15 protein-coding genes are annotated in these 14,175 nt (G+C 72.1%); 11 read left to right on the top strand and 4 right to left on the bottom strand.

What is annotated here, in order from left to right; translation table 11 throughout:
* Nucleotides 1-34 precede the first annotated feature (34 nt).
* Nucleotides 35-451, top strand: a complete 417-nt coding sequence (locus DEJ33_RS09805) for a VOC family protein (RefSeq protein WP_111076803.1) — start codon at nucleotides 35-37, stop codon at nucleotides 449-451.
* A gap of 21 nt (nucleotides 452-472) precedes the next feature.
* On the opposite strand, the gene DEJ33_RS09800 is transcribed toward DEJ33_RS09805, so the two are convergent.
* Nucleotides 473-2,368 carry a gamma-glutamyltransferase family protein gene (locus DEJ33_RS09800; RefSeq protein WP_111076802.1) on the bottom strand — a complete coding sequence of 632 codons (1,896 nt, stop codon included), beginning with the start codon at nucleotides 2,366-2,368 and terminating at the stop codon, nucleotides 473-475.
* A gap of 200 nt (nucleotides 2,369-2,568) precedes the next feature.
* Here DEJ33_RS09800 and DEJ33_RS09795 point away from each other — a divergent pair, with 200 nt between their 5' ends.
* The 6 genes from DEJ33_RS09795 to DEJ33_RS09770 all read left to right on the top strand — a co-directional run bounded on the left by DEJ33_RS09795 (nucleotide 2,569) and on the right by DEJ33_RS09770 (nucleotide 8,499).
* On the top strand, nucleotides 2,569-3,729 hold the full coding sequence (locus tag DEJ33_RS09795; protein ID WP_111194854.1) for a peptidoglycan DD-metalloendopeptidase family protein: 1,161 nt from the start codon (nucleotides 2,569-2,571) through the stop codon (nucleotides 3,727-3,729).
* A gap of 38 nt (nucleotides 3,730-3,767) precedes the next feature.
* A complete protein-coding gene (locus DEJ33_RS09790; RefSeq protein WP_111076800.1) occupies nucleotides 3,768-4,409 on the top strand; it encodes a DNA alkylation repair protein in 642 nt (213 codons plus the stop codon).
* 79 nt (nucleotides 4,410-4,488) lie between these two features.
* Nucleotides 4,489-5,319, top strand: coding sequence for a cytochrome c oxidase assembly protein (locus DEJ33_RS09785; protein WP_111194853.1), 831 nt, complete (start codon nucleotides 4,489-4,491; stop codon nucleotides 5,317-5,319).
* A gap of 101 nt (nucleotides 5,320-5,420) precedes the next feature.
* Entirely contained in the window at nucleotides 5,421-6,626 is a 1,206-nt protein-coding gene (locus tag DEJ33_RS09780; RefSeq protein ID WP_111044599.1) for a zinc-dependent alcohol dehydrogenase, read from the top strand.
* The gene (locus DEJ33_RS09775; RefSeq protein WP_111194852.1) at nucleotides 6,623-7,648 is read left to right on the top strand and encodes an NAD-dependent epimerase/dehydratase family protein; all 1,026 of its coding nucleotides are present in this window, start codon (nucleotides 6,623-6,625) and stop codon (nucleotides 7,646-7,648) included. The genes DEJ33_RS09780 and DEJ33_RS09775 overlap by 4 nt, the downstream gene beginning before the upstream one ends.
* Nucleotides 7,649-7,770: 122 nt before the next feature.
* Nucleotides 7,771-8,499, top strand: coding sequence for a trypsin-like serine protease (locus DEJ33_RS09770; RefSeq protein WP_111194851.1), 729 nt, complete (start codon nucleotides 7,771-7,773; stop codon nucleotides 8,497-8,499).
* Nucleotides 8,500-8,555: 56 nt separating this feature from the next.
* Here the strand turns inward: DEJ33_RS09770 and DEJ33_RS09765 are convergent, their stop codons facing one another.
* On the bottom strand, nucleotides 8,556-9,023 hold the full coding sequence (locus tag DEJ33_RS09765) for a MarR family winged helix-turn-helix transcriptional regulator (protein WP_146242586.1): 468 nt from the start codon (nucleotides 9,021-9,023) through the stop codon (nucleotides 8,556-8,558).
* Between the two features lie 208 nt (nucleotides 9,024-9,231).
* On the opposite strand from DEJ33_RS09765, the gene DEJ33_RS09760 reads away from it, so the two are divergent.
* The 3 genes from DEJ33_RS09760 to DEJ33_RS09750 all read left to right on the top strand — a co-directional run bounded on the left by DEJ33_RS09760 (nucleotide 9,232) and on the right by DEJ33_RS09750 (nucleotide 11,706).
* On the top strand, nucleotides 9,232-9,879 hold the full coding sequence (locus DEJ33_RS09760) for a hypothetical protein (protein ID WP_110903833.1): 648 nt from the start codon (nucleotides 9,232-9,234) through the stop codon (nucleotides 9,877-9,879).
* Between the two features lie 94 nt (nucleotides 9,880-9,973).
* Complete coding sequence (locus tag DEJ33_RS09755) at nucleotides 9,974-10,858, top strand: S26 family signal peptidase (protein ID WP_111076796.1); 885 nt, start codon at nucleotides 9,974-9,976, stop codon at nucleotides 10,856-10,858.
* A complete protein-coding gene (locus DEJ33_RS09750; protein ID WP_111194850.1) occupies nucleotides 10,855-11,706 on the top strand; it encodes a LamG domain-containing protein in 852 nt (283 codons plus the stop codon). The genes DEJ33_RS09755 and DEJ33_RS09750 overlap by 4 nt, the downstream gene beginning before the upstream one ends.
* A 204-nt stretch (nucleotides 11,707-11,910) precedes the next feature.
* Here the strand turns inward: DEJ33_RS09750 and DEJ33_RS09745 are convergent, their stop codons facing one another.
* Complete coding sequence (locus DEJ33_RS09745) at nucleotides 11,911-12,909, bottom strand: signal peptidase I (RefSeq protein ID WP_111194849.1); 999 nt, start codon at nucleotides 12,907-12,909, stop codon at nucleotides 11,911-11,913.
* Between the two features lie 42 nt (nucleotides 12,910-12,951).
* A complete protein-coding gene (locus tag DEJ33_RS09740) occupies nucleotides 12,952-13,569 on the bottom strand; it encodes a hypothetical protein (protein WP_258378142.1) in 618 nt (205 codons plus the stop codon).
* A gap of 102 nt (nucleotides 13,570-13,671) precedes the next feature.
* Here DEJ33_RS09740 and DEJ33_RS09735 point away from each other — a divergent pair, with 102 nt between their 5' ends.
* Nucleotides 13,672-14,154, top strand: coding sequence for a MarR family winged helix-turn-helix transcriptional regulator (locus tag DEJ33_RS09735; protein ID WP_258378141.1), 483 nt, complete (start codon nucleotides 13,672-13,674; stop codon nucleotides 14,152-14,154).
* Nucleotides 14,155-14,175 lie beyond the last annotated feature (21 nt).

The raw sequence follows: 14,175 nt of genomic DNA, 5'->3' as shown, positions 1-14,175 counted from the left end.
GACGGCGGACCCGGGCAGCAGGAGTCTTGCGCGCATGACCCTCTTCATCAGCTGTCCGGTCGCGAGCGTCCAGCGCGCGACCGCGTTCTACACGGCACTCGGCTGGACGCAGAACGCCGAGATGTCCGGCCCGGACACGTCGTGCTTCGCGATCGCGCCCGAGCAGTACGTCATGCTCGCCAGTCGGGAGATGTACGCCAGCGTCGGCGGCACCGAGGACCTGATCGGCGGTCCGGACACCCCCTCGAAGACGACGGTGTCGTTCGACCTCGGCAGCCAGGAGGCCGTCGACGAACTCGTCGAGCGCGCGGCCGCTGCGGGCGGCACGGTCGGCGACACCGACGACTACCCGTTCATGTACCAGCGTCAGTTCGACGACCCGGACGGGTACCACTGGTCGCCGTTCTGGATGAAGACGGACGCGGACACGACCGCGGGATCGACCGCCTGACCCGCTGCGGCGACGGCGTGTTCAGCGCCCAGCCGCGTACCCCTGCGCGCCTCGCGGGTTCGCGGCCGCACCGACCACTCCGGTCTCTGGATCCCGGATGACGCACGTCAGTCGGCCCAGGCTCCAGTCGCCCGCGCGCGTGACGACGTGACCGCGGGCCTCCAGCCCGGCGATCACCGTGTCGCCGAGCCGGTCCTCGACGACCAGGCCCGCCGGCTCCCACGTCCGCGGCCAGAACGACCCCGGGAACGACGTCGTGTGCAGGGCCGGGGCGTCGATGGCCTGCTGCGGCGTGTACCCGCCGACGATCCACCGGAGCAGGAACAGCAGCTGCCACTGGTCCTGCTGGTCGCCGCCGGGAGAGCCGAGCGCCATGACCGGCACGCCGTCGCGGAGGACGAGCGTCGGGGTGAGTGTGGTGCGCGGGCGTTCGCCGGGGCGCAGGGTCGACGCGGTGCCCTCCTCGAGCCAGGTCATCTGCAGCCGCGTGCCCAGGCAGAAGCCGAGCTCGGGGATCGTCGGTGACGACTGCAGCCAGCCGCCGGAGGGCGTGGCGCTGACGATGTTGCCCCAGCGGTCCACGACGTCGATGTGGCACGTGTCACCGCGGGTGTCGCCGTCCGGTGCGACGAACGGTTCGCCACGGTCCTCGACCGGGACCTCCGCAGCCTCGTCGACCGGTCCACGCCGGGCACCGGGCACGGTGGGCTCCCCGACGCCGGCCGCACCGGTCACGTCGTACGAGGTGCGGAGCGGCGGCAGGACCGGGTCGACGCCCGGCACGTCGCCCGGGCGGAACTCGGCCGAGGCGGTGTCCGCGATGAGTGCCCGACGTGCAGCGACGGTGGCGTCGGTGAGCAGGACGTCGAGCGGGACCGTGCCGTCGCCGTAGAACGCCTCGCGGTCGGCGAGGGCGAGCTTCAGCGCCTCGACCACCGTGTGCGCGCCGAGCTCGGTCGACGGGTCCAGGCGCTCGTCGTCCAGCGGCTCGAGCATCCGCAGGGTCTGCAGGAGCGCCGGTCCCTGCCCCCACGGCCCGGTCTTCGCGATGGTGTGGCCGCGGAACTCCGCGGTCGTCGCCGGTTCGGTGGTCGCCCGGAACGCGGCCAGGTCCCCGGCCCGGAGGACGCCGGCGTGGTCGGTGCCGGACGAGTGCCGGTGCGGCTGCCGGACGAAGGCGTCGATCGTCGTCGCGACGAACCCCTCGGCCCACTCCCGGCGAGCGGCGTCGATCCGGGAGGCCCGTCCACCGTCCGCCCCGCTGTCGTCCGTGTCCGCGCCGGCCGCGACCAGCCGGTCGAACACCGAGGCGAGCGCCTCGTTCCGCACCAGGTCCCCGGTGACGGGAGGCGCGCCTCCCGTCAGCCACCGCTCGGCGGAGGTGGGCCAGTGGTCGCGGAACAGGTCCGCGACCGCCCCGATCGTGCGGACCACGCCGGCGCTCACCGGGTGGCCGTCGCGGGCGTACCCGATGGCGGGGGCGAGCACGTCCGCGAGCTCCCAGGTGCCGTGGTCGCGGAGCAGCAGGAGCCAGGCGTCGACCGCTCCCGGCACGGCCGCGGCGAGGGCGCCGGCACCGGGGACCAGGTCGAGCCCCTCGGCGCGGAAGTGCTCCGGGGTCGCCCCGGCCGGAGCCGGACCCTGGCCGACGAGGACCACGGGGGTCGGGTCCGCCGCGGTCGCGTACACCGCGGTCAGGTCCCCGCCCGGGCCGTTGAGGTGCGGTTCGACCACGTGCAGGACGAACGCGCCCGCGACCGCCGCGTCGAAGGCGTTGCCGCCGCGTTCCAGGACCGACTGGGCGGACGCGGTGGCGAGCCAGTGCGTCGAGGCCGTCATCCCGAACGTGCCCTGCAGGTCGGGACGGGTGCGTTCCGCGGCCGGACGGACGAAGGCGGGGTTCGGCTGAGCGGGCATGGGTCCCATCCTGTCCCCGGAACGCCGGGAGCACACGGACACGCGTCGCGCAACGCCCCCGGACCGGGGATGGCCCTGATCGGTTCCGCCTGCGAACCTTGATCGTCGAGTCGTACAGGGACGTCTCGACACCGGACACGCACCGCGCTGGCGCTCGGCCGCCCGCGGTGGGCCTCACCACGAGCAGGGACGACCACCACATGATCAGGGCACGAGCACGCTTCGCCGCGGCCGTCACCGCTGTCGCGATCGCGGCCGCGGGACTCGTCGCGGTCGCCGCACCGGCGCACGCAGCGACCACCTACACCGGCACCGCCCCGGCGGGCACCTGGCTCCGGGCCGGCGACCAGGTGACCTCGCCGAACGGGCAGTTCCGGCTGGTCATGCAGGGCGACGGCAACCTCGTCGAGTACGGCATCGGCAACGCGGTGCTCTGGGCGTCGAACACCTCGAACCAGTCCGGCGCCGCCGCGGTCGTCCAGAAGGAGGGACCGCTGTCGATCATCAAGAACGGCAAACTGCTGGCGCAGTGGGGTCCGAAGAGCTCCCCGACGAAGAGCCTGGGAGTCAGCGGCGACGGCACCCTCCTCCTGCTGAACACGGCGAACACGACCACCTGGAAGCTGCAGACGTTCCAGAGCCGGGTGCCTGCCGGGACGACGATCCTGCCCGGCACGGTGCTGCGCTCCGGTGCCGGTCGCGACCAGACCTTCACGATGCAGACGGACGGCAACCTCGTCCAGTACGTGAACGGCGCCGCGGCGTGGTCGTCGAAGACCTTCCGGCACCCCGGCGCGACCGCCGCGGTGCAGACCGACGGCAACCTCGTCGTCTACCCGAAGGGCGGCGGCACGGCGCTCTGGGCTTCGAACACCTCGCGCAAGGGCGGCGGAGCGCTGCTGGTGCAGCTCGACGGCAACGTCGTCCTCTACGGGAAGGCGGACACCCGTTCCTGGTCGACGAAGAAGGTCACCGGACTGCAGTGGCCGGTCGCGGGCACGACGATCACCGGTCGCTACGGTGACGACCGCGGCGCCGGCCACGTGCCGCGCTACCACCAGGGCACCGACTCGCCCGTGAAGATCGGTACCCCGGTGTACGCCTCGGGGACCGGGCGGGTGACGACGGTGGTCCGCAACAACGCCAGCTACGGCAACTACGTCGTCGTGACCTACGGCCTGACGACGGTGCTGACGGCGCACATGAGCTCGATCGCGGTCAGCAAGGACCAGGTCGTCTCGCTGAGCACGCAGCTCGGCAAGTCCGGCAACACCGGGCAGTCCACCGGCCCGCACGTGCACGTCGAGACGCGGGTCAACGGCACGCTCAAGGACCCGCTGACGATCCTCGCGTTCCGCTGACGGCCGGCGTCCCGGACGCCGGCCGTAGGGTGGTGGGGATGTCACGCCCCACCGCCGAGGACGTCCTCGTCGCGTTCGCCCGGACGCCGGGGGACGTCGGCGCCGCACGCCGCATCGCCCGGCGCTTCGCGGACCTGAACCCCGGGGAGCGGTCGGCGCTGCTCTGGAGCGAGGACCCGGGCGGTCGCCTCGTCGCCGTGGTGCTGCTCCTGCAGGCCGCCCGCGAGCGGCAGGCCGAGCACCGCGGCCCGGACCCGGACCTGACCGACGAGTACCTGTCCGCGCTCCGGGCCGAGCGGCTCGACGACCCGGCACTGGTCGACCTGGCCGCCGAGGACCTGGTCGGCACCCCGCTGCTCGGCGGCTCGACCGGGCCGCTCTTCGCCCTCGCGAAGTCCGACGTGGCGCTCGTCCGTCGCGCCGCGGTGGTGGCGACCCTTGCGTTCGCGAAGCAGGGCGACGCCGAGGTCCCGCTCGCCGTGGTCGGTCGCCTCGTCCGGGAGCGCGGCGACGTCGTGCAGTCGGCCCTCGGCCGGGTGCTGCGCGAGGTCGGCAAGCGGGCGTCCGAGGTCGAGCTCGTCGCGTTCCTCGAGCGGCAGGGCCGGTTCCTCAGCCGCGCGGCCCTCGAGACCGCGACCGAACACCTGCCGCCGGCGGAACGGGACCGATTGCGCGGCTGACCAGTCGCGGGACCCCGTCGCGCCGAACACCGCGCACCGGTCTCCGACAGGATGGTCGGACGACGACAGGAGCTCATCGGTGCACTCTCACGGCGGCACGCTCGGGACCTTCACCCTCATCGCCCTCACCGTGGCGGGTGCGGTGTACATCGTCGGGGCGTCCGGACAGCGGCGACGCGGGCACGCCGCCTGGCCCCCGGCACGGACGGTCTCCTGGATCGCCGGACTGCTGGCCGTCGCCGCGGTGCTCGTCGGGCCGCTCGGCCACGCCGGTGGGCACGACCTCACCACGCACGTCCTCGGCCACGTCGTCATCGGCATGGTCGCCCCGGTGCTGCTGGTCCTCGGCTCGCCGGTGACGCTCGCCCGCCGCACGCTCGAACCCGTCCCGCTGCAGCGCCTCGGCCGCCTGGCCGGCAACCCGCTGACCCGGGCACTCGCGTTCCCGGTGGTCGCCGCGATCCTGGCCGTCGGCGGGTCCTGGCTGCTCTACACCGGCACCACCGCGGCCGACTCGACCCGCGACCCGGCCCTGCACTCGGTCGTGATGATCGGGTTCCTGCTCGCCGGACTGCTCCTGACCGCGGGCGTGGTCGGGGTCTCGGCCGGCATCCGTCGCAGCCCGCGCTGGCTGCGGGTGACCGTCCTGGTGCTCTCGACCGCCGTGCTCTGCGCCGAGTCCGCGCTGATGGCCGCGGCCGGCGTGCCGGACATCCCCGCCGACCAGGTGCCGTCCGCATCGGCAGCGCTCTGGATCGGTGCGGTGCTGTACGCCGTCGCGCTGGGTGTCGTGGTCGCCGGGGAGCGTGCCCGCGACGAGCGCACCGCACGCGACGACCGGGTGGCCGCTGACGTCCGGGAGGCGCGCCCCGCGCCCGCCGCACCCGTCGCCTCCGACCCGGTGCGCTGACCGGCCCACGCTGGGAGGCTCCGCGAGGCGGGGGCGTACCGATGGGACGACGCGTGCCGGGCCTCCCGTCCGGCCGCGACCGCGACGAGAGGAGCGCACGCATGCGCGCACTGACCTGGCAGGGCACCGAGAAGGTGTCCGTCGAGACCGTTCCCGACCCGACCATCCAGGAGCCGACGGACGCGATCGTCCGGATCACCTCCACGGCGATCTGCGGCTCGGACCTGCACCTGTACCGCGTCCTCGGCCCGTACATCGACAAGGGTGACGTCCTCGGCCACGAGCCGATGGGCATCGTGGAGGAGGTCGGCTCGGCCGTCACGAACCTCAAGGTCGGCGACCGTGTCGTCGTCCCCTTCAACATCTCCTGCGGGCACTGCTACATGTGCCAGCGTGGGCTGCAGTCCCAGTGCGAGACCACCCAGGTGACCGCGTACGGCAGCGGTGCCGCCCTCTTCGGCTACACCAAGATGTACGGCCAGGTCCCCGGGGGTCAGGCCGAGTACCTGCGTGTGCCGCACGCCGACTACGGCCCCATCAAGGTGCCCGACACCGGTGCGGACGACCAGTGGCTGTTCCTGAGCGACATCCTGCCGACCGCGTGGCAGGCCGTGCAGTACGCCGACGTCCCCGAGGGCGGCACGCTCGCGGTCCTCGGACTCGGCCCGGTCGGGCAGTTCGCCGCCCGCATCGGCAAGCACCTGGGCTACCGGGTGCTCGCCGTCGAGCCGGAGCAGGTCCGTCGTGACCTGGCGGCGAAGTACGACATCGAGACGTTCGACCTGTCGAAGGACCTCGTCGCCGAGCTCGTCGACCTGACCGACGGCCGTGGCCCGGACGCCGTCGTCGACGGGGTCGGCATGGAGGCGCACGGCAACCCCGTCGCCGGGTTCGCCCAGCGCGCCGCGGGCCTGCTGCCCGACAAGCTCGCGCAGAAGGCCATCGAGACCGCCGGTGTCGACCGTCTCGACGCTGTGCACACGGCCATCGACCTGGTCCGCCGTGGCGGCACCGTCTCGCTCAGTGGCGTCTACGGCGGCATGGCCGACCCGATGCCGATGATGACGCTGTTCGACAAGCAGATCACCATCCGCGAAGGCCAGTGCAACGTGAAGCGTTGGATCGACGACATCATGCCGCTCGTCGAGGACCCGTCCGACCCGCTCGGCACCCTCGACCTGACGACCCACCGGGTCTCGCTCGAGGACGCCCCGCACATGTACGAGGTCTTCCAGAAGAAGGAGGACGACTGCATCAAGGTCGTCCTCGACCCCGCACTGCCCGCAGGTACCCCGGCCGCGGCATGACCAGGATCGTCGTCGTCGGCGCCAGCGGGAACGTCGGGACCGCGCTGCTCCGCCGCTTCCGGGACGCCGGCGCCGACGTCGTCGGGGTCGCGCGCCGACGGCCGGACCTGCACGCCCAGCCGTACGACAGCGCGCTCTGGCACACCGTCGACGTCGGCGCCCCGGATGCGATCGACCGGCTGACGGCCGTGTTCCGGGGCGCCGACGCCGTCGTCCACCTGGCGTGGGCGCTGCAGCCGACGCACGACATCCCGGCACAGCACCGCACCGACGTGACCGGCACCGCGAACGTCCTGGCCGCCGTCGCGGCGGCGAGCGTGCCGCAGGTCGTCGTCGCGTCCTCGGTCGGCGCCTACCGCGGGGTCGACGTCGACGGCAAGCGCACCCCGGTGGACGAGTCCTGGCCCGCCGACGGCATCCCGACCGCCACCTACTCGATCCACAAGGCCGAGAACGAGCGCGCGATGGACGTCTTCGAGCGCGAGCACCCGGAGGTCGTCGTGACCCGGCTGCGCCCCGGCCTGGTGTTCCAGCGCGACGCTGCCGCCGAGATCCGTGGCCTGTTCCTCGGGCACCTCGTGCCGATGCGGGTCGTCCGCTGGATCCGCTGGGCCGTGCTGCCGCTGCCGTACCCGTTCGTGTTCCAGGCCGTCCATGCCGACGACCTCGCTGACGCGTACTGGCGGGCGATCGACCGGAAGGCCCGGGGAGCGTTCAACATCGCCGCCACACCCGTGCTCACGCCGCCGCGGATGGCGCGGGTGTTCGGGATGCTCGGAGCGGTCCGGGTGCCACTCGGTCTGGTCCGCGGGCTCGTCACGTTGAGTTGGCGGCTGCGCCTGCAGCCCACCGACGCCGGCTGGGTGGACATCGCGGCCGGTGTGCCGATCATGCGCACGGACCGTGCGCGCGAGGTGCTCGGTTGGGCGGCACGGCACAGCGCCGAGGACGCCATGCGTGACCTCGTGGCCGGGTTCGCGGACGAGCACGGTGTGGCGGCGTCGCCGCCGTTGCGGGGCTGAGGCTCGGGCCCGGCCGACTGGGTCCGTTGAAGAGCGGACTGGTGCGCCCCTCTGCCGATGGTGAGGATACGAGGCAGTTGCAGGAGGCAACTGTCTTGTGGTTCATCGACAGAGGAGTCGACATGCAGAAGTCCATCGCCGCCGCAGCCGCGGCGACCGTCATCGCCGCTGGCCTGTTCGCCGCCGCCCCCGCCTCGGCGCTCACCGCGTCGACCAGGGTCGTCGGTGGCGAGAAGGCCCCGGCGACGTCGTCGATCGTCCAGCTCCAGGCGACCGGCGGCACGATCCCCGCGGGCTACGCCAGTTCGTGCACGGGCGAGCAGATCACGGCGTCGTGGGTCCTCACCGCCCGACACTGCATCGACGGCATCGGTGCGATGAACGTCTACCACTCGAACTCGACGGTGAACCGCGGCACCCCGGTCGCCGTCGACCGGATCAGCGCCGCACCCACCGGTGACGTCGCCCTGGTGCACCTGCGGAGCGCGTACGCGCTGTCCTCGTACACGCCGCTGGACCTGGCCGCGACAGCGAAGTCGAGCGGCACCGGCACCATCCAGGGCTACGGCCTGCGCGCGAACGCCGTGCAGTCCGACGGGCTGTACCAGGCGTCCGTGGCCCTGACCGGGGCGAGCACCGACGCGTTCGGAGGCCGGGCCCAGCACGTGACGGGCGTCTCGGGAGCCTCGAACCACGGCGACTCGGGCGGGCCGCTCATCGTCAACGGCAAGGTCGTCGCCGTGTGCTCCACCGGCGACAGCGCCGACCCGGGCGCGAACACCCGCGCGGGGTCGAACTACGCCCTGCTGGCGCAGGCGTCCTCGTGGATCCGGAGCACGGCGGGCATCTGACCGTTCCGGACGGAGAACGGGCGCCGCGGTCGACGTCGACCGCGGCGCCCGTTCGTTCAGCTCGTGGAGTCCGGTGTCGCGGGGTCAGCGGTCGCGGCCTGCTGGAACAGGCCGGTCGCCAGGTCGTTGAGGACCGCGTGCAGGTCCCCACGGTGCCCGGAGTCCACCGCGCGGAGCATGGCGGCGTAGCGCTCCCGGTAGTCCGCGACGACGTCCTCGCCGGCGGGCCGCAGACGCAGCAGTGACCCGCGCCGGTCGGACGGGTTCGGTGTGCGCTCGAGCAGCCCCGCGGTGGACAGCCGGTCGACCATGTTCGTCACCGCACCGGAGGTCAGCCCGAGGAACCCGGCGACCTCGGTGGGGGTGGAGTAGCCGGTGTCACTGATGAGCACGAGGGCGCGGAGCCCACTCTCGTGCACGCCGGCGCGGGCGCTGAGTTGCGCGACCAGGCTCGCGTTGGCGCGGACGACGGCGTCGAACGCGGCCATCAGGTCCGTCGCGTCGTGCTCGTCCTGCTCACTCACGGGCTGGTCTCCAGATCTCTCTCGTTGCGGGAGATTACCGGTCCGACACGCGTCCACCGGGCGTCTGTGCGCCTCCCGTCCGCGGTGCCCCCCGCTCTGGGGGCCTTGCGGCGGTTCCATGTTGTTGAACCGATGACTATCTTAATCATTGAGCAATCGACCGAACGGAGATTGCGAAACAGACCATCCACGAACATCGAGGTATCCCGTGTCCAACCAGCTCCGCACCTCCCCGCTGAAGCGCATCCGTTTCGCACCCGTGGCGCTCCTCGCGGGCATCTTCGCCGCCGTGCTCCTCTCCCTCTCGCTCACCGGCACCCTCTCCGGGTTCGCCGCGAGCATCACCAACAGCAGCAACACCGCCGCCAGCGGCACGCTGATCATGCAGGAGCAGAACGCCAACGCGTCCGTCACCTGCCTCAGCACCGACGGCGGCTCGGTCTCGACCAACGCCGCGACCTGCTCCACCATCAACAAGTTCGGTGGCAGCACGACGATGACCCCGGGCAACACGGTCAACACCCCGATCACCATCAAGAACACCGGTACCGCCGCCGCCAGCACCTTCACGCTGACCCCGGGCGCCACCTGCACGCAGAGCGCCAACGGCACGTCGAACGGCACCGCGACCGACCTCTGCGCGAAGATGAACCTCGTGGTCACCTCCGGCTCCACCACCGTCTTCTCCGGCACCCTCGCCAGCTTCAAGGGCGGCGCCGCGATCACGCTGCCCACCGCTCCCGCCGCCGGTGCGAGCGTCCCCTTCAACTTCGCGGTCACCCTCGACTCCTCGGCCGGCAACACCTACCAGGGCCTCGCCGCCTCGGTGCCGATGACCTGGACCTTCACCGCCTGATCCGACCCACCCAGACCGGCGACGCTCGACCGACCCCCCTACGGTCGAGCGTCGCCATTCCCCTTGACCACGACCGACCAGGACGGAGCAGCACATGAGCCTCACCTCGGCCATCCCGCTCAGCGGGACCCTCCCGCGGCCGCTCCTCGGCGGACGTGCGGTCAGCCGCTCCGAAACCGTCCTCGCCTGGTCGGTCGCCGCGATCGCAGCGCTCCTCCTCACTGCCGCGGTCCTGTTCCTCACCAACGGCGGCCGCTGGTTCGTCGTCGAGACCCCGTCGATGGGTGAAGCCGCCCCGGTCGGCACGCTCGTCCTCGACATGCCGGTGCAGGCGTCGTCCCTCCGGATCGGCGACATCGTGTCCTACCGGACCGCCGCGAACCCCGACGTCACCTACACGCACCGCATCGTCGCGATCGACCCCGACGGCGGCATCCACGCCCGCGGCGACGTGAACGGCGCGGTCGACCCGTGGACGCTCACGCAGGAGAACCTGGTCGGCGCCCCGGTCCTGCTCGTCCCGCACCTGGGCTGGCTCTTCCGGGCCGCCCCGATCCTCCTGGTCGGCACGCTCCTCATCTGGGCCCTGACCAGCGTCTTCACCGACCGGGTCACCCGCGGCAGCCTGCGCATCGCCGGCAGCTCGCTCACCGTCTCGTACGCCGCGTTCGTGCTCAAGCCGTTCGTCAACGTCACGACGATCTCGAACACGTCGGCGAAGGGCAGCGTCGAGGCGACCGTGGTGTCCTCGGGCATGTTCCCCGTCCGCATCGACGCGGTCGGTGGCAACACCGTGCACCTGGTCGACGGCGAAGTGGGCCGCGTCACCATCCACGAGCTCACCCACAACGGGCAGTACCAGCTCATGTCGAACATCGACCTCGACCCGATCGGCTGGGCCGCGCTCATCGCCGCCTGCCTGCTGCCGCTGCTGTTCTGCCTGGCGATCGGCCGCGTCGAGACGGTGCGTGCGACGTGAACCTGCGTCGACTCCATGACGGCAAGGTCGTCGCCGTCCTGCTGGTCGTCGCCCTGGCCGTCGTCATCGTGCTCAACCAGTTCGCGCCGACCCGGTCCGCGTTCACCGCGAAGGTGACCAACGGGTCGAACAGTGCCGGCACCGCCAGCTACTTCACCTGTGCGAGTGCGGTGGACGTGGACAACGCCAACGCGCTGTTCACCTACCAACTCGCCGAGGCTGCCAACGCGAGAACCGCCGTCGACGACTCCGGCAAGGCCGCGAACGGTGCCTACCAGGGGTCGATGGCCACGACGACGGCGACCCCGAAGGCCTGCCCCCGCGACACCGGTGGGGCGTACGTGCTGGACGGGTCCTCGAGCTTCGTCTCCACCCCGACGATGTACCGCAACCCGACCACCTTCAGCGAAGAGGTCTGGTTCCGCACCACCGTCGCCGGCGGACTGCTCATCGGCTTCGGCAGCAACCAGGTCGCCGTCTCCGGGCAGCACGACCGCCAGGTGTACCTCAACACCAGCGGGCAGCTCGTCTTCGGCTCGTACAACAACACCACGCAGGTCGTCACGTCGCCCAAGGCCTACAGCGACGGCGCATGGCACCACGTCGTCGCCACGATGTCCGCCACGACCGGGATGCGGCTGTACGCCGACGGGGCCCTGGTCGCCTCGAACGCTGCCTTCACCGCCCCCGAGAACGCGAGCGGGTACTTCCGCGTCGGCTACGACACCATCACGGGGTGGCCGGGCGCCGGCAACTACTACTTCGCCGGCTCGATGCGGTTCGCGGCCGTGTACAGCTCTGTGCTCTCCGCCACGCAGGTCGCGAACCACTACAACGCCGGGCGCTGAGTCGTCCCACTGACGCAGCTGCCGGCGCTCGGGAGCCCGGGAGCCCGAGCATCGGCCGCCACGACGACGACCGGCGTCCCCCTGGACGCCGGCGGCCCACTCGTGGCGTCGACCGCGGATCCCGGCCGCCGCAGGACCGTACCGGCACCGGAGTCGGGCCGGACACGGCGGGGCGCTGTCGCCGACCGCCGATGATCCGTGCGGTCAGCGGGCGCAGGAGGTGCGGCCGAGCCCGAACAGGCGGATCGTGGTGATCCGCACGGTGGACGACGATGCGGCCGTCCACGTGTCGGTGAGGTCGGTGCGCACGCTGATGGTCGACGTCTTCCAGATGAAGAAGTCCGATGCGCCGAGCGTGACGTCCCGCTCGGCGGGAGTGGCGCTGATCCCGCTCGCGGCCCCGTCGACCAGGACCGTGAAGCGTTCGGGTGCGACCCCCGAGTAGGCCCACCCCACGTCGACCGCGGCGTTGCCGACGTTCACGCAGGTGAGCCCGGTCACCGGGGTGGCGACCGCGGTGGTGATCGAGCTGGTCCCGGTGGTCGTGGCCGCTGCGAAGGCCGCTGCCGCCGCTGGTGCGGGCAGTGCGACCCCGACGACGGCACACACCGTCGCCGCGACGACGACGGCCCGGGCGCGGGGGCGGCGTGGACGTGCGGCACGGTGCCGGCCGTGGCGCGGGAGCCGGTCGGTCGGGGCGTCGGTGCGGGTGCGGACGGCAGGCACCGCGGCGAACGCGGCGAGCACGAGGACCCCGGCGGTCAGTGCGACGAGCGGCGCGGTCCGGTGCTCCGCGGCCCAGACGACCGGGAGCCCGACGAGGGGGACCCGTAGGTAGCCGACGCCGACCACCGACGACCGTGCGACGGCGGTCGAGTCCGCCTCCGGGTTCGCGTCGCCCTTGGTGACGAGGTCGCCGTGGGCGTCCACGTCCTGGAGCCGGTGCAGGCGCAGCACGCCGGCGTGGTCGGGGTCCGGGAAGAGCAGCACCTGACCCGCACGGACGTCGTGGGCCGGGACCGGCTTGCTCACGACGACGTCACCGGGCAGCAGGGTGGGTTGCATGGAGCCCGTCATCACGGTGGTGGTGTGCCATCCGAGTGCGAGCGGGGCGATGCCCCAGAACACGACGCCGACGAGCGCGGCGATGACGCCACGAGCGGCGAGCACCACCGTGAACCGGAGCCACGACGACGAGCGCATCCCGATCCTCCTGTCCGGTGGGCGTGCGGTGGTGGGTGGGGACTAGAGGTTCTGGGCTTCCCAGGTGAAGCCGAGGCTGGCGGTGGCGCCCATCAGCGTGGCCGGAGCGTCGGGGGAGACGGTGTAGGTGATCTGGAAGGTCCGCGTCTCGGGCTTGGTGCCCGCGGTCTTCCAGGTGCCGAGACCGGACGCGTAGTCCTTCCGGGTCGACACGAAGGACGCGAGCGAGCCGTCGTAGAGGGTGCCGTCGGTCCCGGTCGCCGCGGTGAAGCCGTCGCAGGTGCCGTAGCCGCCGCCGGTGCCCTGCTTGACCTGCAGGGTCACGGACGAGGCCAGGGCCTTGGTCTGGGTGACGTCCTTCGCGTACATGCGGACGGCGCTCGGGAGGCTGCCGCTCGAGGTCACCGCGATGCAGTTCGTGCCCGTGGAGCCCGGCTTCAGGTTCGACGCGGAGAACAGCGCTCCGTTCGCGGCGTCGTTCGTCAGCGCGACCGTGCCCATCGACCAGTTGTCGGCACCGTCGGAGGAGGTCGCCGAGAAGGCCGAGTAGCTCGCCGTGGAGACGGCGACGCCGGCGGCGAGCAGTGCGGCGGGGATCACGGCGAAGGTGCCGAGGCGAGCGAGGGTGCGGGTGGGGCGACGCATTTCGAGAGGGTCCATCCTGATCATGACACCTCGAATTTCGAGGCATATACGACAGTACGCCTCGAAATTCGAGTTTGTCAATCTTCGTGATGAACGGATGTCGACTATGCTCGCCCCGTGACCGCACCTCCTCGGCGCTCCTCGCCCGCCGACCTCGACAGGCTCCTCGACGAGGCCGTGGCGACCTTCTACGGCGCGCAGGTCGAACACGCACATCTCATGCAGCACCTCGCTGTCCGGCACGGCCTGAACCCGGTCGACCTCCGGGCGTTGCAGTTCCTCGGTGCGATCGACGACGACCGCACGCCGAAGGAACTCGGCGGGTACCTCGAGATGGGGACGGGTGCCGTGACCGCGCTCCTCGACCGGCTCACCCGACAGGGGCTGCTCGACCGCGTCCGGAATCCCGACGACCGGCGCAGCGTCCGGATCGAGCTCACGCTCGCGGGGATCGCGGTCCTCGGGTCCGTACGAGCCGCCTACCGCGGGGTGCTCGAGGGCGCGGTGGCGCCCGAGTCCCTCGAACTGTTCATCGACTTCACCGGTCGGATGGCCGACGCCCTGCGCGCAGCCGCACGCTCGGAGGAGCCCGAGGCCTGACGAGTCCGGACCCTGACGCGA

Origin of the sequence: Curtobacterium sp. MCPF17_047 (genome assembly GCF_003234045.1) — a bacterium.
GTDB lineage: Bacteria > Actinomycetota > Actinomycetes > Actinomycetales > Microbacteriaceae > Curtobacterium.
Note: the sequence above shows the minus strand (reverse complement) of the source record. Positions and strands in the feature narration are given on the sequence as shown.